Raw genomic sequence first — 21287 nt, forward strand, 5'->3', positions numbered from 1 at the left:
AGCAGCAATGAGCTTGCTAACCCCGTTGATGCGCGGAACGGCGCTCACGGCAGAATTTTCAGACATACAGCTTCTTCAGGGGATGCTCGATTTTGAGGCCGCGCTTGTCCGCGCGCAGGCCGCCTGTGGCGTGATACCCGCAACGGCTGTCGGGCCTGTCACTCTGGCCTGTCGCGCACAGGAGTTTGATCGGCAGGCGCTGGCTGAATCGGCACGGGCGGCAGGCAATCTGGCCATTCCGCTGGTGAAACACTTAACCGCGCGGGTGAAGGAGGCGGATCCCGACGCAGCGCGGTACGTACACTGGGGCGCAACCAGCCAGGATGTGATCGATACCGGGCTGGTCCTGCAACTGCGTGCGGCGCTCAATAACACGCAACGTGCGTTGAGCAAATTAACAGAAGCCTTTGCTCAGCAGGCTCAGCGTTATCAGCATACCGTCATGCCGGGACGCACCTGGATGCAGCAGGCGTTGCCAGTAACCTGGGGACTGAAACTGGCCGGTACGCTTGATGCGCTGATGCGCTGGCAGGAGCGCCTGCAACCGCTCCTGTTACGCGTACTGGTGTTGCAGTTTGGCGGCGCGGCGGGAACGCTGGCGTCACTCGGGCAGAATGCTTTACCGGTGGCAGAGCGACTCGCGCAAGAACTGGCGCTGACGTTGCCGGATACGCCCTGGCATACCCAACGCGATCGACTGCTGGAAGTGGGGGCATGGTACGCCGGTGTTGGCGGTACTCTCGGCAAGTTTGCTCAGGACTTCGCGCTGCTGATGCAGACTGAAGTGGCGGAAGTGAGCGAATCCGTTGTCGCGGGTCGGGGCGGATCGTCGGCAATGCCGCACAAGCGAAATCCGGTGAGCTGCGCGGCGATCCTCACTGCCATGCAGAAAACGCCAGGACTGATGGCTACGCTCTACAGCAGTCAGTTACAGCAGCATGAACGTGCTCTCGGTGGCTGGCAGGCGGAATGGGAAGTCCTGCCGGAGATTATTATGCTGGTCGGGCATGCAATTGAGGAAACGCAACAGCTCGTCCTGAATATGCAGGTCTTCCCGCAAACGATGCGTGACAACCTGGATATCACTCATGGGCTGATGATGGCAGAAGCGGTCACGGTGGCATTGGCGGCGTTTATCGGCAAACAAGATGCCCATCATCTGATCGAAAGGTTGTGCCATCGCGCAGTGGAAAAGGGCGATTCCCTGCATTCGGTTCTCGTTGAGGAGCCGCAGGTGATGGCCCATCTAAATGAATCTGAGCTGGCAGCGTTACTGGACCCAGGTACGGCAACGGGCTGCGCGGCGCAATTTGTGCAACGCGTGCTGGCACGTTATGAGGAACAACTGCATGGAACTGAATTACCAGATTGAGGGGCCGGACGACGCGCCAGTGGTGGTGCTCTCTAATTCGCTGGGCACGACGCTTGCGATGTGGGCGCCACAGCTTGCGGCGCTAAGCACGCAGTATCGGGTGCTGCGTTATGACACCCACGGGCACGGCGCCACGCGCAAAACGGGACCTACCGATCTCGCCCGGCTGGGGCAGGATGTGATTGCGTTGCTCGATCGCCTGGATATTCCGGCAGCGCACTTTTGCGGGATCTCGATGGGGGGACTCACAGGGCTCTGGCTGGCCTGTCATCAGGCGCAACGACTGCTGAGCGTAACGGTGATAAATAGCGCCGCACGTATAGGCGATGAGGCGAGCTGGCGAGCGCGTGCGCAAAGCGTTCGTCAGAATGGGCTGCGCGACATTGCTGCCAGCGCTCCCGAACGCTGGTTCACCCCCGCTTTTCGTCAGTCGTCACCGCAAACGGTCACTGCATTGTGTGAACAACTCGCCGGGTCGTCAGCCGAAGGCTATGCCGACTGCTGTGAGGCGCTGGCAACGGCCGATTTGCGCGAGCAGATTGCTGGGATTACACGGCCGGTGCTGCTGATCGCCGGAGAACATGACCCCGTCACCACCGTGGACGATGCTCGGCTTATGCACCAGCGTATTGCCGGTTCCATACTGGCCGTTGTGAAGGCGTCTCATTTATCCACTATTGAAGCGCCGGGAGAAGTGAACACGGCGTTGTTATCGTTTCTGGGAGGGCAACATGCAGGATGAAGAACGCTATCAACAGGGAATGGCAGTGCGCAGAGGGGTCCTGGGTAATGCGCATGTTGACAGGACGGTGCAAAATCTGACGCCACTGAACGAAGAATTTCAGCACTTTATTACTCGTTTTGCCTGGGGGGATATCTGGAGCCGCCCCGGACTGGATCGCCATACGCGCAGTATGATAACCATTGCGATGCTGATTGCATTGAACCGCGAGGCGGAGTTAAAAATGCATCTCAATGCTGCCTTCAACAACGGCGTAACGCGTGAGGAGCTGAAAGAGCTAATTATGCATTCGGCACTTTACTGTGGCCTGCCTGCCGCCAATGCGACGATGCATCTGGCGCAGCAAATTTTTGACCAGCGTGACGCCGACGGGAAGTAAATCAGGACTCCCCGGCGATGGTGAGTGTCGTCGGGGTGCTTCGTCTTTCAGGCTGCCAGTACCCGGTTTCTGCCATCGTTTTTGGCCCGGTAGAGCGCAGCATCCACCCGTTTAAAAAGTTCATCAATACTTTCGTTTGGCTCGTGTTGGGCCACGCCAATACTCACGGTAAAGCGCGGCAGACCGGGGAGGCCGATTTTTGCTACCGATGCGCGCAGGGATTCGGCTAACTGCAATGCGGTCTCCAGCGGAGTACGCGGTAACAACAAAACAAACTCCTCGCCGCCCCAGCGAAACACTAAATCCCCTTGACGTGCGCAGGATCCCAGAGTTCGCGCCAGCGCGCAGAGAACCTCATCGCCTTTCAGGTGACCATACAGGTCATTAATGCTTTTGAAGCGGTCGGTATCAATAAGCAGCAGGCTGTAGTCCTGGGTCAGGGTGAGATGCTGCATCTGACCCTGGTCGGTCAGTTGATAGAACTGGCGGCGATTGAGCAATCCGGTCAGGGCGTCATGCATGGCGGCGCGCTCCAGTTCCTGCTCAAGACGTTTCTGCTCGGTAATGTCATGAATGATACATAACATCAGTCTGTCGCCGTAGATTTCAATCGGTCCGGCATAGGTTTGCACATGGCGGGTCGTGCCATCGGCAATTTTATGTACAAAATTTAATGGCTTATGCCCACCAGGAAGTCGCGCAATTTCATGCATAATCGGCAAAACCTGTCGACCCAACATATTAATTTCCCATGTATGTTTTTGGCACATTACCTCCAGGCTGTAACCGTAGAAATTAAGCGCCGCCAGGTTGGCATCGACAATCAGGCCATCTCTCGAAGGATCGATCAGCAGCATGGGAGCGGAGTTAGTGAGAAAAAATCGCGCGTAAAATCCCTGCTTCTTACGCTGGTAGGTTGCAGAGCGACTGGCCTTCAACCCCTGCGCTGCCGGGGTATCAATACCTTCGAAGAGAATGACTTCCTCCATTCCCGCCAGGTCTTTTACCGACAACCGGCAGGTGAGTGCGGCCTGATGACTTTCACGCGGCACCGTCAAAATTTCGACAATATCCCGCTGGTTGCGAAGATCGGTAATATAGCTCGGTAAGGCATTGTGCGCATGGGTGGAATACACCCCCTTACGCAGTTGGCTGAAGGTGTATCCCTGCATCATCTCTCTGGCAACACGATTGGCGAAAACTAATTCTTCAGTACAGGGGGAGACGATCCAGACCGGGAGCGTTAATAGGTCCAGTGCATTCAGGTTGTGTGCAATCATCAGTAATCCTGTTATTTTTTATTCATTATTTTGCGACCATGCGGAAATCGTTTTTAGAGTGTGACAGAACGTTATAGCGGTAAGCAGGACACAGCGTTTAACTGTTTTAACCGACAATCTCTTTGTAATAGCGCCGGTATTTGCTGTGCCGGTATAGGTTGCACGCCACAGCCCATTTTCATCGCCAGGATTGCGATGAAATGCATAGACCATATCCCCATACCGAGCGTAATACCGCCCGATAAGCGCCAGAATGTCGATTCTCGCCGCACAGAAATAGCCACTTTACCCGCGCTATCGAGTGAGACAAATGCAGCTATGAACGCAACAAGAAACGAGATGCCGATTAAAACCGGATCCCATGATACGTACAACATCTGGCTTTCCACCGAGTATCTGTCGTGCAGTTAAATTTAGCAGGGATTCATCCATTCGCATGAGAAATGAAAGGACAAATACCGAAATTTTTACCGCCTTCATTAGGCTTCAAAAGCGAAAAGCGGCAAGAGCAGGGGGATGATTATACAAACGTTATGAAATCTAATCATTTAAGTCAGGTTAAACGTTTATCAAAGAGAGTGTTGTATCGCTTAACTGTTAAGCAGTGGAATCGCTTGGGCGTGTAGGGGAAAGCGATCCCTGCTCATGATTAACGGTAAACATAAGGCAAACTTAATTGGCATTATCCTTCTTTAAGGTAAATTTAGTGGATCTCAACGTGAAGTTTGGACAGAGAGCTGAATGAGAAGAATATATGCTTTTCTGATGCTATATAAATAGCACCTGCCATAGTAAACTTTAACAGGTCTGAAATGTTAAAACACATTAGCGTCAGAACATTTATTATCGTATTTCTACTATTTATCTTTGTCTTGATTAACGTTGTGCAAATAATGTACCTGGTCAGGCTGCCGGTTATTATTTCATTGAATGTAATATTTTTGTTGGCCTTATTCGCATTATGGTGCTACATGACAATATACCTTGTCACGCCCATCAATACCGTAAAAAGAAGTATTGAACAAGTGACCGCGGGAAATCTCGCCGTTCATATTCCTGAATTTGGTAATAACTGTGCCGGGAGACTGATTCCGGGTATCAACAGTTTATCCGGTAGTATCTCGACGCTGGTGCGCGAGATCCGGCTTTCCTCGAAAACGGCGCTGAAGTTGTCAGAGCAACTGGCCGCTCGTAGCGCTGAATTATCCGTAAAAACAGAACAGCAGTCTGCTTCTTTGATCCAGACGGCTGCCAGCATGGAACAGATGGCGGCCAGTACGCGTAACAACGCTGACCACACACGACTCGCTAACCAGCAGGCCAATAGCGCGATGCAATGCGCGTACAAAGGTAGCGAATTAATGGTTCAGGTTGCCAGCAACATGCATTCGATTACGACGTGTACACAGCAAATGACAGAAATAATTACTCTGATAGATGATATTGCGTTCCAGACGAATATTCTGGCCCTCAATGCCGCAGTTGAAGCGGCGCGTGCCGGTGAGCAGGGAAAAGGATTTTCCGTCGTGGCGACGGAGGTGCGAAATCTGGCGCACAGAAGTGCCGAAGCCGCAAAAAATATACGGGGACTTATCGACGTCACCCATCAAAATGTGCAGCAAGGCGCAACGGTCGTGGGCGAAACAGAAAAGAATATGCAGGAAATCGTTCAGGGTGCAGGGCAGTTAAGTCAGTTGATGCATGAAATATCAACCACCACGGCTGAACAGGAAAAAGGAATAAATCAGATAACCCAGGCAATGAACGAACTGGAAAAAGTTACCCAAAGTAACGCCTTGATGGTGGATGAATTATCCGGATCGTCGGATGTGCTGAAATCACAGGTTGTCGATCTCCAGTCGAAAACACATCAGTTCCGTTTAAGTGATTCGACAGAAGAGCTTTCAACCTCAGCGCCCAGGCGCTACGCACGTGGCTTTTCATGAGCCCTGGCAACACATTGGGAGAATGAGGGATTGCTTAACATACGTCGATGGCTAGACTAACCAGAAAAGCGCGAAGTATGGGAGGCGAAATGGAAGCCATTAAAGGGTCTGAAGTCAGTGTGCCGGATGCGGTGTTTGCCTGGTTGCTGGACGGCAAAGGTGGCGTGAAACCGCTGGAAGATGATGATGTGATCAGCCGTGAACATCCGTGCTGGCTGCATCTGAACTACACCCATCCGGACAGCGCACAATGGCTGGCGACGACGCCGCTACTGCCGAATAATGTCAGGGATGCGCTGGCGGGTGAAAGTCTTCGTCCACGCGTTAGCCGACTGGGAGAAGGGACGCTCATTACGCTGCGCTGCATTAATGGCAGTACTGATGAGCGTCCGGATCAGCTGGTGGCGATGCGTCTGTATATGGATGAGCGGCTGATTGTCTCCACGCGTCAGCGGAAGGTACTGGCGCTTGACGATGTGGTCAGCGATCTCCAGGAAGGCACCGGGCCGACTGACTGCGGCGGCTGGCTGGTTGACGTCTGCGATGCGCTGACCGACCACGCCAGTGAATTTATCGAAGAGTTGCATGATAAAATCATCGATCTCGAAGACAATCTGCTCGATCAGCAAATCCCCCCACGGGGATTCCTTGCGCTATTGCGAAAACAACTGATTGTGATGCGCCGTTATATGGCACCGCAGCGTGATGTCTATTCGCGACTGGCCAGCGAGCGTCTGGCCTGGATGACGGACGATCAGCGACGCCGTATGCAGGACATTGCCGATCGGTTGGGAAGAGGGCTGGATGAAATTGATGCGTGTATCGCCCGTACCGGCGTTATGGCGGATGAAATTGCCCAGGTCATGCAGGAATCTCTGGCAAGACGTACCTATACCATGTCATTGATGGCGATGGTTTTCCTCCCCAGCACGTTTCTGACCGGATTGTTCGGCGTCAATCTCGGCGGCATACCCGGCGGAGGGTGGCAATTTGGCTTTTCGCTCTTTTGTATTCTGTTAGTGGTTCTGATTGGTGGTGTTACTTTATGGTTGCATCGTAGTAAATGGTTGTAAAAACGGGTGTTTTAAGAGATTTCTCTGCCTAAAAACGGCTTTAAGATTGAGCGAAGTCAATAAATAGCACGCCTGTTCGGGGCAATATCACTCTTGCAGGTGAATGCAACGTCAAGCGATGGGCGTTGCGCTCCATATTGTCTTACTTCCTTTTTTGAATTACTGCATAGCACAATTGATTCGTACGACGCCGACTTAAATAAGTCGGCTTTTTTTTGTCTGCCTGTTTTCAGCGACTACCCTAAAAGGGAGTCCACGACAGACCGGAGGCAACCATGTTTCAATTGTTAACTCTGCACGATCGGACGATTCATTTCTCTGATTCTGTGCCAACTGAACCCATCCCCATCCCTGACCCGATTCCCCGTCCGCAGCCGATGCCGGATCCGCCGCCGGATGAAGAGCCGATTAAAATGTCGCATCGCACGCGCAGATCTGCGAGGATACGCGCCTGCCGACTGTGAGTCGTTTACCGTGAGATTAAATTGTGACTGCTTTTGCTACCCTGAATGTATTACCCGCCGCCCAGCTCGAGAATCTGAACGAGTTGGGGTATATGTCCATGACCCCCGTCCAGGCGGCGGCGCTGCCAGCGATCCTTGCCGGGCAGGATGTTCGGGTGCAGGCGAAAACCGGCAGCGGTAAGACGGCAGCATTTGGCCTCGGCGTGTTGCAGCACATTGATGCCACTCTGTTTCGGACGCAGTCGCTGGTTCTGTGCCCGACGCGTGAACTGGCGGATCAGGTGGCCGGCGAACTGCGTCGTCTGGCGCGTTTCCTGGCGAATACCAAAATCTTAACGCTTTGCGGTGGACAACCCTTCGGAGCACAGCGCGATTCTCTTCAGCATGCGCCGCATATTATCGTCGCCACGCCCGGTCGTTTGCTCGACCACCTGCAAAAGGGCACCGTTTCGCTGGACGCGCTGACCACTCTGGTGATGGATGAAGCTGACCGGATGCTGGATATGGGATTCAGTGAGGCAATCGACGAGGTGATCCGTTTCGCGCCTGCATCGCGTCAGACGCTGCTGTTTTCTGCCACCTGGCCGGAAGCGATTGCGGCCATCAGCGGTCGCGTTCAGCGAAATCCGCTCTCTATCGAAATTGATGCGGTGGATGCCCTCCCTGCTATCGAACAGCAGTTCTTTGAAACCTCTGCGCACGGTAAGATCCCGCTGCTGCAAACGTTGCTCAGTCAGCATCAGCCGGCTTCCTGCGTGGTGTTCTGTAATACCAAAAAGGATTGTCAGGCGGTGTGCGATGCGCTCAATGCGGTTGGACAAAGCGCGCTGGCGCTTCATGGCGACCTGGAACAGCGCGACCGCGATCAGACGCTGGTGCGTTTTGCTAACGGCAGCGCGCGGGTGCTGGTAGCGACTGACGTTGCGGCACGCGGGCTCGATATCAAATCGCTGGAACTGGTGGTGAATTTCGAACTGGCATGGGATCCGGAAGTTCACGTTCACCGCATTGGGCGTACCGCCCGCGCCGGGAACAGCGGTCTGGCTATCAGCTTTTGCGCGCCGGAAGAGGCTCAGCGGGCGAACATTCTCTCTGAAATGTTACAGATCACGCTTAACTGGGTCCCTGCGCCAACTCAACGCACGGTTGCGCCGTTGGTCGCTGAAATGGCGACGTTGTGTATTGATGGCGGCAAGAAAGCCAAAATGCGGCCAGGCGATGTGCTGGGGGCGTTAACCGGAGATATGGGTCTGGACGGTACGGATATTGGCAAAATTACCGTCCATCCGGCGCATGTTTATGTGGCGGTCCGCCAGTCGGTCGCGCATAAGGCGTGGAAACAACTGCAGAATGGGAAGATCAAAGGTAAAACCTGTCGGGTTCGTTTGCTGAAATAACCCATGGCGGGCCGGAGATGAAAACTATCCGGCCCGTTGCGATTACTTCACCTCAACAACATTCAGGCGACGTTCATCGAGCTGATAGTCGTCTTCTTCCGGCTGCCAGCCAGCAGGCTGAAGCGGGATCGCTTCACGATCAAATGCCAGATCGCCGCCATCGACAACGTCAGAACCGTGCTTAATACCTTTGAAGTCGAACAGGTTAATGTCGCTCAGGTGCGAAGGGACCACGTTCTGCATGGCGCTGAACATCGTCTCAATACGGCCAGGATAGCGCTTATCCCAGTCACGCAGCATATCGGCAATCACCTGACGTTGCAGGTTTGGTTGCGAACCGCACAGGTTGCACGGGATGATCGGGAAGCCTTTGGCTTCGGCAAAGCGTTCGATATCCTTCTCACGGCAGTAGGCCAGCGGGCGGATCACGATATGTTTACCATCATCACTCATCAGTTTCGGCGGCATACCTTTCATTTTCCCGCCGTAGAACATATTCAGAAACAGGGTTTGCAGAATGTCGTCGCGATGGTGACCCAGCGCAATTTTTGTCGCCCCCAGCTCCGTCGCCGTGCGATAGAGAATACCGCGGCGCAGGCGTGAACAAAGAGAGCAGGTGGTTTTGCCTTCCGGGATCTTGTCTTTCACAATCCCATAGGTATTCTCTTCGACAATTTTGTACTCAACGCCCAGTTGTTCAAGATATTCAGGCAGAATGTGCTCAGGGAACCCGGGCTGTTTCTGATCCAGGTTTACGGCAACCAGCGAAAAGCTAATCGGGGCGCTTTGCTGCAGATTGCGCAAAATTTCCAGCATGGTATAGCTGTCTTTGCCGCCGGACAGGCAGACCATGATCCGGTCGCCATCTTCAATCATATTGAAATCGGCAATCGCCTCGCCGACGTTACGGCGCAGACGTTTCTGCAATTTATTCAGGTTGTACTGTTCTTTCTTCGTCGCTTGTTGATTTTCTAACATTATTTACTGTCTCGAACACCGGAAAGGGGCATGACACGACACGCGTATCACCGTGCCAGTTTTGCGTTTCGCCTGGCAGTCTGCTCGTCGTCAATACGTCGATTCAGGCTACGTCAATTTCATATACCACCTGCGCGCGTTTCATGCCCCATCGGGTTTGCTATAAAAGACGTGAACGCTTCGGTTGAGCGAAGCCTACAGGCAAAAGTATGTCGCGTATGGTACGGATTACGGCGACGAATACCAGCACCTTTTACACGTCCGACGGTAAACGGCTTAAACTTACTTCTGAATTCTGGCGAGTGTCAGGATGTTATCGAAAAAGCAGTCCGTTTCAGCCTTGCAGTACTCCTGGAAAAGGTCTCTGCCTGGGAGGGGCGTTGACCCCGGAGATCAATAACGCTCTGCGATCTGACGCTCAATGATAGCCTTCCCCCCCGGAGACCTTGCCACGGAAGATAAAGTAGCTCCAGGCGGTGTACATCAAAATGACCGGGATAATCAGCAGGGTTCCCACCAGCATAAACAGTTGACTGGCAGGCGGTGCTGCCGCCTCCCACAGCGTGATATGCGGTGGGATAATATGCGGCCATAAGCTGATGCCCAGCCCGCTGAAGCCGAGGAAAATCAAACCCAGCGTCAGAATAAATGGCCACGCATGGCTGTTCACCTCTGCGCTTAGCCGCCAAATCCACAGGCTCAACACCAGCACGAGAATGGGCACCGGGACAAACCAGAAGAAATTGGGCAGGGTAAACCACCGTTCGGCGATAGCGGGCCAGCCGAGCGGCGTCCAGACGCTCACCACCGCAATTACTCCCAACAGGGCAAGGAGCACCTTGCGGGTCAGGACGCGCATTCGCGATTGCAGCGAACCCTCGCTTTTCATGATTAGCCAACTGGTGCCAAGCAGTAGATAGGCGACGATCAGGCCGAGACCGCAGAACATGTTGAAGGGGGTGAGCCAGTCCAGTGCTGAACCAGCAAAACGGCGTTCTGTCACCTCGAAGCCATTAATCACCGCGCCCACCACAATGCCCTGGCTGAATGTCGCGAGCAGCGAACCGCTGGCAAAGGCGTAATCCCAGAACGGTCGGTGGGAAGGTGTCGCTTTAAAGCGAAACTCAAAGGCCACGCCACGAAAAATCAGGCCGATGAGCATCATTGTCAACGGAATCGCCAGTGCGTCGGTGATCACCGCATAGGCCAGCGGGAACGCGCCAAAAAGGCCCGCGCCGCCGAGCACTAACCAGGTTTCATTGCCGTCCCAGACGGGCGCCACGCTGTTTACCATCACATCACGCTCACCGGCGTCGTGAACCACGCTGAACAACATCCCAATGCCCAGATCGAAACCATCCATCACGATGTACATCAGCGTGGCAAAGATAATGATGACAAACCACATTACGGTGATATCGATACCCATTACGCCTTCTCCTCTTCATCCGTCACCGGTTCTGCCGCCGAGAGTGGGCGTGCCGGTGTGCCATCCGTTTTTGACGTCAGTTCACTGACAGGTTGCGGACCTTTGCGAATGAGCCTGAAAATGTAGTAATAGCCCACGCCAAAAACAGCACAGTAGACGATGATAAAGACCAGCAAGCTGATGACCATTTGCGTTGTGCTGTGTAATGACACGGCATCGCGGGTGCGTAAAAATCCATAGATCACCCACGGTTGACGTCCTGCTTCCGTCGTGACCCAACCCGCCAACAGTGCCAGTAACCCGGCAGGCCCCATCCCCAGCGCAAACCACAGGAACGGGCGAGACTGATACAGGCGCTGGCGCCAGCGCAACCAGACGCTACAAAGACCTAGCGCAATCATTAGTAATCCTATTCCCACCATGATACGAAACGACCAGAAGACAACAGGGGAGTTAGGGCGATCTTCTTTGGGATAATCCTTCAGCGCAGGAACCTGTTTATCCAGACTGTGGGTCAGGATCAGGCTACCCAGCGCCGGGATCTCCAGACCGTATTTCGTGCGCTCCTCTTCCATGTCCGGCATCCCAAACAGCAAGAGCGGCGTTGCTTCGCCGGGCGGGTTTTCCCAGTGGCCTTCGATAGCCGCGATTTTTACCGGCTGATGCTTAAGGGTATTGAGACCGTGCATGTCGCCGACCACCGCCTGAATCGGCGCGACGATCAACGCCATCCACATCGCCATGGAAAACATTTTGCGGATGGCCGGCGTGTGGTTGCCGCGAAGTAAGTGCCAGGCGGCAGAGGCTCCCACAAACATCGCGCTACTCAGGAAGGCGGCGATCGACATATGGAACAGACGATACGGAAAGGAGGGGTTGAAAATGATCGCCATCCAGTCCTGCGGGATCACATGGCCGTTTTCAATGCTGAAACCTTGCGGCGTCTGCATCCAGCTGTTTGACGCGAGGATCCAGAAGGTGGACATCAGCGTTCCCAGCGCCACCATGCAGGTGGTGAAAAAATGCAGCGCCGGAGAAACTCTGTTCCAGCCGAACAGCATCACGCCCAGGAAACCCGCCTCCAGGAAGAAGGCTGTGAGCACTTCGTAAAGCAGCAGTGGGCCGGTAATACTGCCGGCAAACTGGGAAAATCCGCTCCAGTTTGTGCCGAACTGGTAGGCCATTACCAGACCGGAAACGACGCCCATGCCAAAATTGACGGCAAAGATTTTTAACCAGAAGTTATAAAGCGAACGCCAGAGGTTGTTGTGCGTGCGCAACCACATTCCTTCCAGCACCACCAGATAGCTGGCCAGCCCGATGGTAATTGCCGGGAAAAGAATGTGAAAAGAGACAGTGAAGGCGAACTGAAAACGGGCCAGATGAAAAGCATCAAGTTCAGGCACGGTATGCTACCCCATGACAAAGCGCTGCCGTAAGCAGAGCGCGACGAAACTATTTTTTCTTACCAACCAATAACCTCGGGCGCGGTTATCGTTTCTCCGCGCTTTTATTGATATTGCCGACCGCCAGGTTAGTTAATTTCAGATCGGTTTCTTTTTCTTCTTCAAGCGTGTCCGCCAGAAGTTTTACCGCGCTATAGGTGTCTGAAAGTAAATGGATGAAAACATCTTCAAGCGTTTTCATATTCATAAGGTTCTCTCCCGGTTCAGAAAAAATGCTGCGAGTCTACAGATAGACTCGCAGGACACTTTATTTATTAAAGGCTAAAGCCGTCTTTCAATCAGGAGTTATCAGACTTACGTCCGCCACTATGGCTGTTCTGACCGCCTTTTTTTCCTGCTTCAGATGCACGCTGCGGATCGTTTTTGAAGTTCCCGCCGCTGTGCTGACCGCCTTTTTTACCCGCTTCAGATGCTTTATCACGGTCTTCTGCGAAATTACCGGAACCACCACGATGCTCTGCCATATCTCACCTCTTGTATATCGGTTAGGTCAGTCAGATACAAAAGTGTAATTTGTATCCGTCGTTGTGCAGGGCTTAAAGTTAGCGCGTATTCGCGAGGAGTCAAATTTCCACAAAAAATCAGAAAAAATTGACTGGTTACATTTCAATATATTATCGAAAAGACCCGCCTCGCTTATTTTATGGGGGTTTTGTAAATGTTGGCATGTAACTATCTGAGCGCATGGCGATTAAAAAAATAGTCTTCAGAATAAAACGGTATTTATTAAGAGGCGGCGTTTGAATGACCGAAAATTAATCACTCAGACGGCTTTAAAAACCTTCTCGCCAATTTTGTTCTACGCTTAAGGGGGCTTAGGGGAAATAACGAGAGATAAACGCATGGCTGAGCAGAATAATCAAAAGCTGATCACCAATAAAACGCATGCTGCGCATTTTTCGGCTCCGCCATTACCGTACTGAAAACAACCTTTGCCAGGACTTGCCGGTAAAATGCAGCCCCGTCCCGATCACGGCGAAGAGAGCTAACAAGGGAGCGGCAGGCTTAACGGCAAGAAAGTCTTAATCACCAGAGGCGATTCCGGAGGATATCCGCGATGAAACCTTCTGCCAGACGCTGGTCAACCGGCGGAGATCGCGCCGCTGTATGTCACGCTGGCTGCTCCAGAGAATAGCTACACGTCCGGTCAGGTTTGCTGTTCAGACGGTGGCACCGGAACCTTTTAACGCGCTGTTTGCCAGCCAATGACCACAGGAGAAATGTGAATGAAAGCACTCACTTATCATGGCCCGCATCACGTTAGCGTAGATTCTGTGCCCGATCCGGGTCTTGATGCGCCGGACGATATAATTCTTCGCGTGACAGCCACCGCCATTTGCGGATCGGATTTGCATCTTTATCGCGGCAAAATCCCTGGCACGCATCATGGCGATATATTTGGTCATGAGTTTATGGGCGAAGTGGTGGAGACCGGTCCGGAGGTGACGGCAGTCAGTAAAGGCGATCGCGTGGTGATACCCTTTGTTATTGCCTGCGGTGAATGCTTTTTCTGTCATCTGCATCAATATGCTGCCTGTGAAAATACCAACAGCGGCAAAGGTGCTGCACTGAATCGTAAGAACATTACGCCTCCCGCCGCGCTGTTTGGCTACAGCGATCTCTATGGTGGGATCCCTGGCGGGCAGGCAGAGTTTGTCCGCGTCCCGAAGGCGAATGCCGGCCCCTTCAAAGTGCCGGATACATTGCCGGATGAAAAGGTGCTTTTTCTGTCAGATATTTTGCCAACCGCGTGGCAAGCGGTGAAGAATGCCGACATCAGGCAGGGTTCAAGCGTGGCAATCTTTGGCGCAGGTCCGGTGGGATTACTCTGTGCAGCCTGTGCCAGGCTGAACGGCGCGGAGCATATTTTTATCATTGACCATAACGATTACCGGCTCGAGTTTGCGCATCAGCGTTACGGCGCAATCCCGATTAATTTTGATAAAAACGACGATCCGGCCGAGTGGATCATTGATAACACACCCGGACGTCGCGGTGTGGATGCGGTGATTGATGCTGTCGGTTTTGAGGCGAAGGGCAGCCTGACCGAAACCGTACTTAGCACGTTGAAAATTGAAGGCAGTAGCGGTAAAGCGCTCCGGCAATGTATCGCCGCTGTGCGCCGTGGTGGGGTTGTCAGTGTCCCAGGCGTTTATGCCGGTTTTATTCATGGATTCATGTTTGGTGATGCCTTTGACAAAGGACTGACCTTCAAAATGGGTCAGACCCACGTGCATGCTTATCTGCCGGATCTGCTTAGTCTCATTGAACAGGGGCTACTGACACCGGAAGAAATTGTGACTCACCATATGCCACTCGAAGAGGCCGCACGGGGTTACGAGATATTTGAAAAGCGTGAAGAGGCGTGTCGAAAAGTGATTCTGGTGCCTGGTATGACGCAAGAAAAGGCGACCCTCTGAGGCGCGGATTTATCAGCAACATCGGTTATGGCACAACGAAAAGCCCGCAGCGATGTGCGGGCTGAAAATGTTAGCGTACGACCAGTACGGAACACTCTGCGTGGCGTACTACGGCAGCGGCGTTCGATCCCAACAGATATGTGGTAATGTCCGGGCGGTGTGAAGCAATAATCACCATATCCACCGCTAATTTTTTCGCCATTTCCAGAATCTTGTCTTTTGGCGAGCCTTCAACGACATGGATCTGCACTCTGTCCGACGGGATAGTGAACTTCTTGATAATCTCTTCCAGTTGAGATTTCGCTTCGGCTTTCAGATCGTCCATGGCTGGCAACTCTGCGGAGTAGGCCAGGCCCAGTGCAGAATAGTAAGGCAGAGAAGGGATGACGGTCAGGAAATGAACCTGTGCATCGTCAATTTTCGCCTCGGCTTCGACATGATTAATCACACGTTGAGTTAATTCTGAGTCTGAAATATCGATGGGTACAAGAATTGTTCTGTTCATTAAACCTCCTGTTTGAGTATCCATAGAAAGTGTAACGTCTTATCGCAGGTTCAGTACAATGACAAAGATCACAATTCAACATTATTTGCTTTTGATTTCCGGGTATTTACCCTTAATTACCCCGTCATAAAACCGGCCTTTTGAGACCACTGAAAGAAAATTTCGGTATATATGTGCAGGTACGCCGCGATATTGCAGAACCCCCGTCTGGTAGAAACGGATTTCCAGTGTAGAGGATTTCTCGTCATAGCCGACGGATGCAATTCGTGATGATTTTACAGGCTGATGGTTCATGGCGGCATCCTCGACAACAGGTAATATGATGAATATATCATCTCACCCACGAGGAGTTTAGTCTTCCTGATATCGCATTTTGTTATAGGCAAAATGAATGGGTTATGACGGCGAGGAAAATGACAGAAGCCCGCCGTTGCCAGCGGGCTGAGAGACTTAGAACTGATAGACCATACCGAGTGCGACGACGTCATCGGTATTAATATTGTTACGAGAATAGAAGCTGTCGTCGTTGTCCAGCAGGTTGATTTTATAATCAACGTAGGTGGACATATTTTTGTTGAAGTAGTAGGTCGCGCCAATATCCGCGTATTTCACCAGATCTTTGCTGTCGTCATTGCCCTGACCGGTCAGATCTTTACCTTTTGACATCAGGAAGGACACCGCCGGACGCAGACCGAAGTCAAACTGGTATTGCGCCGTCACTTCAAAGTTTTGGGTTTTGTTAGCAACACCGTCATCACCGTACGGGGTCATGTTACGGGTTTCAGAGTACATGGTCGCCAGATAAATGCTGTTGGCGTCATATTTCAGACCCGCCGTCCAGGCATCCGCTTTATCGCCACCCGCAACGCGGCCGCCAGCATTGACTTGTTCGTTAGTACGATCGGAGGTAGTGTAGGCAGCACCGAAACTCACCCCCATCCCGAAGTCATAGGTCGAAGAGAGACCAAAACCGTCGCCATTAGAGTTCTGGACGGTACGGCCGCCGCCGTTGCCGGTGCCTTCCTGTTCATTGGTGATTTGATCTTCGTTGGCACCCTGATACTGCAGCGCGACGTTCAGACCGTTAACAAGACCGAAGAAGTCCGTGTTACGGTAAGTGGCAACACCGTTGGTGCGACCTACCATAAAGTTATCGGAATAGGTGTAGGAGTCGCCGCCGAATTCAGGCAGCATATCGGTCCAGCCTTCCACGTCATACATGACGCCGTAGTTACGACCGTAGTCGAATGAACCGTATTCACCCAATTTCAGACCAGCAAAAGCAAGACGCGTGAAGCTGTTGCCATGGTCGCTTTCGGTGGTGTTGGCATTAACCTGATATTCCCACTGTCCGTAACCGGTCAGTTGATCATTAATCTGCGTTTCACCTTTAAAACCCATACGAACATAAGTTTGATCGCCATCACTGTTGGCATTATCAGAGAAATAATGCAGGCCATCAACTTTGCCATAAAGATCTAATTTGTTGCCGTCTTTATTATAAACTTCAGCAGCGTGTACTGCGCCTGCTGTTAACAGGGCAGGGATGACAAGGGCCAGTACTTTTCTTTTCATGGAATAATCCTTTCATTTTTATTTGACTTTGACTCCAGGAGAGGAGTTGAAACATGCTAAAGGAGAAGTTCCGCAAAGAGATAAGTCTCAATTGTTACGCCCTAAATAAAACCATTAATAATTAATTCTGTTGAAATGATGATGATTTTCATGAATGTTTTTATGTGAAACATACAAAATTAAAATTATACAAGCTATTTGGAATGCGATATTCTTCGCGCGTTATATGCCTTTATTGTCAAAGATTGCTTTTTTGTTGGTCCATTGCTAAAACGACTGATTTGCGAACTAACAAAATGACAAGCCCGAACGGATGTTCGGGCTTTTTTTTTGCCTCGAGCCGGCGGGTGGCGTCGGCGCGATTAGTCACTACTGGTTTTTTCCGCTTTTCCAGCCAACTGTGCCAGGAAGTCATAGCGCTTTTGCAAATCGGCCGCAGCATCTTTCCATAACTGCCCGGCGACTTCCGGTTGCTGTGCATTCAGGCGACGGAAACGTTGCTCGTTGAGCAATGTTTCAGCCAGCGCATCTGACGGCGGGCGAGAATCCAGCGCCAGCGGTAATTTACCTTCATCCGCACGGCGTGGGTCAAAGCGGTAAAGCGGCCAGAAGCCGGTCGCCGTCAACTGACGCATCTGATCGTGACTCAGCGCGAGGTCATAACCATGCTCCTCACATGGACTGTAGGCAATAATTAACGACGGACCCGGATACGCTTCCGCTTCCTGAATAGCCTTCACGGTCTGGTTGAGTTGCGCCCCGAGCGAAATCTGCGCCACATAGACATGACCGTACATCATCATGCTGACGCCCAGATCTTTACGCGCCTTCCGTTTGCCGTGCTCGCCAAATTTTGTCACCGCGCCAAGCGGGGTGGCTTTTGAGGCCTGACCGCCCGTGTTGGAATAGCACTGCGTATCCAGCACCAGAATATTGACGTTTTCAGTCAGGCTCATCACATGATCCAGCCCACCGAAGCCAATATCGTAAGCCCAGCCGTCGCCGCCAATCAGCCAGATGGATTTTTCGACCAGCGCATCGGCGTCGTTGAGCAGTTCGCGCGCACCCACGACACCGTGCAGATGCTGACGAAGCGCGGCCACCTGCTCACGACGAACCTCAGGGGTCGCTTCTGCATGTAAGGCATCATACAGTTCAGCCGGGATCTGGTCGGCAAACTGTTCGAGTAGACGCAGTACGCGTACACGATGCTGATCGACGGTCAGACGGAAGCCCAAACCGAACTCTGCGTTATCCTCAAACAGCGAGTTTGCCCACGCGGGACCACGGCCATTAACATCCGTCGTGTAAGGCGTGGAAGGCAGGTTTCCGCCATAAATAGACGAGCACCCGGTAGCGTTGGCAATCAGCATTCTGTCGCCGTAGAGTTGGGTCAGTAATTTGATATATGGCGTTTCGCCACAGCCGGAGCAGGCACCGGAATACTCAAACAGCGGCGTAATCAACTGAGAGGTGCGGATATCAATGCGTTCAAGTTTACTGCGGTCAATTTCAGGCAGATCGAGGAAGAAGTCATAATTCACTTTCTCTTCTTCAACGTGTTCAAGGCGGGGCATCATGTTGATGGCCTTGATTTCCGGATCCTGACGGTCTTTTGCCGGACACACTTCTACGCACAGATTACAACCGGTGCAGTCTTCCGGTGCGACCTGTAAAACGTATTTCTGTCCGCGCATGTCGCGAGACTTCACATCCAGCGAATGCAGGCTGGCGGGAGCGTTTTCCATTGCTTCCGGCGAGACCACTTTGGCACGAATGGCCGAGTGCGGGCAGGCGGCAACGCAGTGGTTACACTGGGTGCAAAGTTCCTCTTTCCAGATGGGGATTGCTTCGGCGATATTGCGTTTTTCCCAGCGTGTTGTGCCCATAGGCCAGGTTCCGTCGGGCGGCAGCGCCGAAACGGGCAGGGCGTCGCCGAGGCCTGCGAGCATTGCCGCGGTCACGGTCTTCACAAAATCAGGCGCGGCGTCAGACACCACTGGAGGACGATTGGCGCTATGTGGATCAACTGCCTGCAACGGCACCTCAGCAACAGATTCACGCGCCAGCGCCAGTGCCTGCCAGTTACGTTCCACCAGGTCCTGCCCTTTGCTGCTATAGCTTTTGGCAATTGCACCCTGAAGTTCAGCCAGCGCGCTGTCTCCCGGCAGAATTTGCGTCAGATGAAAGAATGCCATCTGCATAACGGTGTTAATTCGCGCCGCCAGTCCACAGTCACGGGCAATTTTCGCCGCATTAATGACATAAAAACGCGCTTTCTTCTGGTTCAGCACCGCCTGTACCTCCTGCGGCAACCGTGACCAGACTTTATCGGCGGGATATGGCGTATTCAGCAGGAAAATACCGCCGGGCTTCAGACGCTCAGCCATCTGGTACTTGTCGATAAACTGTAACTGATGGCAGCCAACAAAATCGGCCTGTGAAACCAGGTAAGCAGAACGGATTGGCTTTTCATTCACGCGCAGGTGGGACACTGTCAGACCGCCGGCCTTTTTAGAGTCATACACAAAGTAGCCCTGGGCATACCATGGCGTCGAATTACCGATGATCTTGATGTTGTTCTTGGTTGCTGAAACGCTGCCGTCGCTGCCGAGACCGTAAAACAATGCCTCCAGCTTCGCCGTCGTCGGTAAGGTGTTGTCAGGTAGCGGCAGCGACAGGTGGGTGACATCATCGTAGATACCAACGGTGAAGCGAGGTTTGGGTTTCGCCTGACGCAGTTCATTAAAGACTGCCAGCACGCATTCCGGCCCAAATTCTTTGGAGGAGAGGCCATAGCGGCCGCCTGTCACGCGCGGCAACGTTTCGCGTTCACCGTTGTTAAAGGCTTCCGCCAGCGCGGTCATCACGTCGAGATACAGGGGTTCGGCCTGGGCGCCCGGTTCTTTGGTGCGATCGAGCACGGCAATCGCACGGACGGATTCAGGCAAGGCCCGTAGCATATGTTTAGCTGAGAAGGGGCGGAACAGGCGGACTTTCAGCACCCCAACTTTCTCGCCGCGCGTCAGCAGTTCGTCAACCACCTCTTCACTGGTGCCGAGAGCAGAGCCCATCAGAATCATGACCCGTTCGGCCTGCGGATGACCGTAATATTCGAACGGCTGATACTGACGACCGGTTGCGGCAGCGAAATCATTCATCGCCTGTTCGACATGATTGTATACCGCGTCATACCACGGGTTGGTCGCCTCGCGGGACTGGAAGTACGTATCCGGATTTGCAGAAGTACCGCGGATCACCGGGTGCTCCGGGTTGAGCGCCCGGGCGCGGTGTGCATCAATTTCAGCCTGCGGCATCAGGCCGCGGATCGTGTCATCTGTCAGCGGGGTGATTTTGTTGATTTCATGCGAGGTGCGGAAACCATCGAAGAAGTGAATAAAGGGAACCCGGCTTTTCAGGGTAGCAATTTGCGAAATCAGCGCGAAGTCCTGCGCTTCCTGTACGCTCGCGGCGCACAACATGGCGCATCCGGTCTGTCGGACTGCCATGACGTCAGAATGGTCGCCAAAAATAGACAACGCGTGGGTTGCTACGGTACGGGCGGCGACATGCAGTACAAAGGGGGTTAATTGTCCCGCCAGTTTGTACAGCGTGGGGATCATCAGCAGTAACCCCTGTGAAGAGGTAAAAGAAGTGGCAAGCGCGCCGGTTTGCAGCGCACCGTGAACGGTCGCGATCGCACCGCCTTCCGACTGCATTTCGACAACGCGCGGCGTATCTCCCCAGACATTTTTAAGCCCGTTACCCGCCCAGGCATCTGCCTGTTCAGCCATTGTGGAACTGGGCGTAATGGGGTAGATGGCGATAACTTCACTGGTACGAAACGCCACCGAAGCGACTGCACCATTACCGTCAATTGTTTGCATATGACACCCTTACATTGCGCAAAAAAGAGAGACGCAGGAAACCACTTAGCGCCCTGATAGTTATTCCTTTAGTATAGGACTTTCCGGTATTCCCTAGAAGTTGTGCCGCTTTCGAGTGCACAAATTGACACAATGCTCGCAAAAATAACGACATGCTTATCGCCCGAAGCTCAATATTGGGTTGTATATTTAATTGTGCATTTTTGTTATGAGCTGGTTATCACCCGGGAAAGAGACAATATATAAAACGCATTGTCCAAAAATGGATTTATATCTCCTTTAAGGATTTCCTTAATGAATTTATTATCCTGACCGTTATCGTCATGGTGTGAATTTCTTAATAAGACTTTTTAAGTTCGGTATCAGGTCGCCCG

At 52.7% G+C, this 21287-nt stretch carries 18 protein-coding genes and 3 pseudogenes; 9 read left to right on the forward strand and 12 right to left on the reverse strand.

Annotated features, from left to right (window positions below):
* Positions 1 to 7 precede the first annotated feature (7 nt).
* Genes KE671_RS14510 through pcaC form a run of 3 tightly spaced genes read left to right on the forward strand, consistent with a single transcriptional unit; the run spans position 8 to position 2493 of the window.
* Positions 8 to 1372, forward strand: coding sequence for a 3-carboxy-cis,cis-muconate cycloisomerase (locus KE671_RS14510; RefSeq protein WP_206163502.1), 1365 nt, complete (start codon positions 8 to 10; stop codon positions 1370 to 1372).
* The gene (gene pcaD, locus KE671_RS14515) at positions 1350 to 2114 is read left to right on the forward strand and encodes a 3-oxoadipate enol-lactonase (RefSeq protein WP_206163503.1); all 765 of its coding nucleotides are present in this window, start codon (positions 1350 to 1352) and stop codon (positions 2112 to 2114) included. The genes KE671_RS14510 and pcaD overlap by 23 nt, the downstream gene beginning before the upstream one ends.
* Positions 2104 to 2493, forward strand: coding sequence for a 4-carboxymuconolactone decarboxylase (gene pcaC, locus KE671_RS14520; RefSeq protein ID WP_206163504.1), 390 nt, complete (start codon positions 2104 to 2106; stop codon positions 2491 to 2493). The genes pcaD and pcaC overlap by 11 nt, the downstream gene beginning before the upstream one ends.
* 47 nt (positions 2494 to 2540) lie before the next feature.
* On the opposite strand, the gene KE671_RS14525 is transcribed toward pcaC, so the two are convergent.
* Both KE671_RS14525 and KE671_RS14530 read right to left on the reverse strand, forming a co-directional pair.
* The gene (locus tag KE671_RS14525; protein WP_206163505.1) at positions 2541 to 3773 is read right to left on the reverse strand and encodes a sensor domain-containing diguanylate cyclase; all 1233 of its coding nucleotides are present in this window, start codon (positions 3771 to 3773) and stop codon (positions 2541 to 2543) included.
* Positions 3774 to 3844: 71 nt separating this feature from the next.
* A complete protein-coding gene (locus tag KE671_RS14530) occupies positions 3845 to 4150 on the reverse strand; it encodes an MHYT domain-containing protein (RefSeq protein ID WP_349291238.1) in 306 nt (101 codons plus the stop codon).
* A 435-nt stretch (positions 4151 to 4585) separates the two neighbouring features.
* Between KE671_RS14530 and KE671_RS14535 the strand changes: the two genes are divergently transcribed.
* The 4 genes from KE671_RS14535 (at position 4586) to dbpA (ending at position 8653) form a co-directional block, all read left to right on the forward strand.
* Entirely contained in the window at positions 4586 to 5719 is a 1134-nt protein-coding gene (locus KE671_RS14535) for a methyl-accepting chemotaxis protein (protein ID WP_206163506.1), read from the forward strand.
* 89 nt (positions 5720 to 5808) lie between these two features.
* Entirely contained in the window at positions 5809 to 6792 is a 984-nt protein-coding gene (gene zntB, locus KE671_RS14540) for a zinc transporter ZntB (protein WP_206163507.1), read from the forward strand.
* A gap of 275 nt (positions 6793 to 7067) precedes the next feature.
* Positions 7068 to 7256, forward strand: coding sequence for a hypothetical protein (locus tag KE671_RS22830; RefSeq protein ID WP_241029872.1), 189 nt, complete (start codon positions 7068 to 7070; stop codon positions 7254 to 7256).
* Between the two features lie 23 nt (positions 7257 to 7279).
* Positions 7280 to 8653 (forward strand): ATP-dependent RNA helicase DbpA, encoded by a 1374-nt coding sequence (dbpA, locus tag KE671_RS14545; protein WP_206163508.1) that lies wholly within the window; start codon positions 7280 to 7282, stop codon positions 8651 to 8653.
* A gap of 42 nt (positions 8654 to 8695) precedes the next feature.
* Here the strand turns inward: dbpA and ttcA are convergent, their stop codons facing one another.
* The 6 genes and pseudogenes from ttcA to KE671_RS14570 form a co-directional block, all read right to left on the reverse strand.
* The gene (gene ttcA / locus KE671_RS14550) at positions 8696 to 9631 is read right to left on the reverse strand and encodes a tRNA 2-thiocytidine(32) synthetase TtcA (RefSeq protein ID WP_206163509.1); all 936 of its coding nucleotides are present in this window, start codon (positions 9629 to 9631) and stop codon (positions 8696 to 8698) included.
* 47 nt (positions 9632 to 9678) lie between these two features.
* Positions 9679 to 9888 (reverse strand): annotated as a pseudogene (locus KE671_RS22835) (site-specific integrase); the annotation flags it as partial.
* Positions 9889 to 10049: 161 nt separating this feature from the next.
* Entirely contained in the window at positions 10050 to 11060 is a 1011-nt protein-coding gene (gene cydB, locus KE671_RS14555; RefSeq protein ID WP_206163510.1) for a cytochrome d ubiquinol oxidase subunit II, read from the reverse strand.
* Positions 11060 to 12466, reverse strand: a complete 1407-nt coding sequence (locus KE671_RS14560) for a cytochrome ubiquinol oxidase subunit I (protein WP_206163511.1) — start codon at positions 12464 to 12466, stop codon at positions 11060 to 11062. The genes cydB and KE671_RS14560 overlap by 1 nt, the downstream gene beginning before the upstream one ends.
* 85 nt (positions 12467 to 12551) lie before the next feature.
* A pseudogene (locus KE671_RS23080) lies at positions 12552 to 12656 on the reverse strand (hypothetical protein); the annotation flags it as partial.
* A 148-nt stretch (positions 12657 to 12804) separates the two neighbouring features.
* Positions 12805 to 12990 (reverse strand): general stress protein, encoded by a 186-nt coding sequence (locus tag KE671_RS14570; protein ID WP_043000597.1) that lies wholly within the window; start codon positions 12988 to 12990, stop codon positions 12805 to 12807.
* A 615-nt stretch (positions 12991 to 13605) separates the two neighbouring features.
* Between KE671_RS14570 and KE671_RS23085 the strand changes: the two are divergent.
* Together KE671_RS23085 and KE671_RS14575 are read left to right on the forward strand one after the other, a co-directional pair.
* Positions 13606 to 13713: pseudogene (locus KE671_RS23085) on the forward strand (NAD(P)-dependent dehydrogenase); the annotation flags it as partial.
* Positions 13714 to 13752: 39 nt separating this feature from the next.
* Positions 13753 to 14946, forward strand: a complete 1194-nt coding sequence (locus tag KE671_RS14575) for a zinc-dependent alcohol dehydrogenase (RefSeq protein ID WP_206163513.1) — start codon at positions 13753 to 13755, stop codon at positions 14944 to 14946.
* Between the two features lie 70 nt (positions 14947 to 15016).
* Here KE671_RS14575 and uspF read toward each other — a convergent pair whose 3' ends face one another.
* The 4 genes from uspF to nifJ form a co-directional block, all read right to left on the reverse strand.
* On the reverse strand, positions 15017 to 15451 hold the full coding sequence (uspF, locus tag KE671_RS14580; RefSeq protein ID WP_061077624.1) for a universal stress protein UspF: 435 nt from the start codon (positions 15449 to 15451) through the stop codon (positions 15017 to 15019).
* An 81-nt stretch (positions 15452 to 15532) separates the two neighbouring features.
* On the reverse strand, positions 15533 to 15745 hold the full coding sequence (locus KE671_RS14585) for a KTSC domain-containing protein (protein ID WP_043000601.1): 213 nt from the start codon (positions 15743 to 15745) through the stop codon (positions 15533 to 15535).
* Between the two features lie 156 nt (positions 15746 to 15901).
* Positions 15902 to 17026 carry a porin OmpC gene (gene ompC, locus KE671_RS14590; protein ID WP_206163514.1) on the reverse strand — a complete coding sequence of 375 codons (1125 nt, stop codon included), beginning with the start codon at positions 17024 to 17026 and terminating at the stop codon, positions 15902 to 15904.
* A gap of 362 nt (positions 17027 to 17388) precedes the next feature.
* The gene (nifJ, locus tag KE671_RS14595; RefSeq protein ID WP_206163515.1) at positions 17389 to 20913 is read right to left on the reverse strand and encodes a pyruvate:ferredoxin (flavodoxin) oxidoreductase; all 3525 of its coding nucleotides are present in this window, start codon (positions 20911 to 20913) and stop codon (positions 17389 to 17391) included.
* Positions 20914 to 21287: the final 374 nt, after the last annotated feature.

The organism is Citrobacter amalonaticus (assembly GCF_018252635.1).
GTDB classification, from domain to species: domain Bacteria; phylum Pseudomonadota; class Gammaproteobacteria; order Enterobacterales; family Enterobacteriaceae; genus Citrobacter_A; species Citrobacter_A amalonaticus_E.

Bases quoted from the DNA above. Each gene is read 5' to 3' on its own strand.
- zntB (WP_206163507.1), top strand. From the start codon at position 5,809: ATGGAAGCCATTAAAGGGTCTGAAGTCAGTGTGCCGGATGCGGTGTTT.
- KE671_RS14585 (WP_043000601.1), bottom strand. From the start codon at position 15,745: ATGAACCATCAGCCTGTAAAATCATCACGAATTGCATCCGTCGGCTAT.
- ttcA (WP_206163509.1), bottom strand. From the start codon at position 9,631: ATGTTAGAAAATCAACAAGCGACGAAGAAAGAACAGTACAACCTGAAT.
- uspF (WP_061077624.1), bottom strand. From the start codon at position 15,451: ATGAACAGAACAATTCTTGTACCCATCGATATTTCAGACTCAGAATTA.
- nifJ (WP_206163515.1), bottom strand. From the start codon at position 20,913: ATGCAAACAATTGACGGTAATGGTGCAGTCGCTTCGGTGGCGTTTCGT.
- pcaC (WP_206163504.1), top strand. From the start codon at position 2,104: ATGCAGGATGAAGAACGCTATCAACAGGGAATGGCAGTGCGCAGAGGG.
- KE671_RS14570 (WP_043000597.1), bottom strand. From the start codon at position 12,990: ATGGCAGAGCATCGTGGTGGTTCCGGTAATTTCGCAGAAGACCGTGAT.
- KE671_RS14510 (WP_206163502.1), top strand. From the start codon at position 8: ATGAGCTTGCTAACCCCGTTGATGCGCGGAACGGCGCTCACGGCAGAA.
- KE671_RS14575 (WP_206163513.1), top strand. From the start codon at position 13,753: ATGAAAGCACTCACTTATCATGGCCCGCATCACGTTAGCGTAGATTCT.
- KE671_RS22830 (WP_241029872.1), top strand. From the start codon at position 7,068: ATGTTTCAATTGTTAACTCTGCACGATCGGACGATTCATTTCTCTGAT.
- KE671_RS14530 (WP_349291238.1), bottom strand. From the start codon at position 4,150: ATGTTGTACGTATCATGGGATCCGGTTTTAATCGGCATCTCGTTTCTT.
- KE671_RS14525 (WP_206163505.1), bottom strand. From the start codon at position 3,773: ATGATTGCACACAACCTGAATGCACTGGACCTATTAACGCTCCCGGTC.
- cydB (WP_206163510.1), bottom strand. From the start codon at position 11,060: ATGGGTATCGATATCACCGTAATGTGGTTTGTCATCATTATCTTTGCC.
- ompC (WP_206163514.1), bottom strand. From the start codon at position 17,026: ATGAAAAGAAAAGTACTGGCCCTTGTCATCCCTGCCCTGTTAACAGCA.
- pcaD (WP_206163503.1), top strand. From the start codon at position 1,350: ATGGAACTGAATTACCAGATTGAGGGGCCGGACGACGCGCCAGTGGTG.
- KE671_RS14535 (WP_206163506.1), top strand. From the start codon at position 4,586: ATGTTAAAACACATTAGCGTCAGAACATTTATTATCGTATTTCTACTA.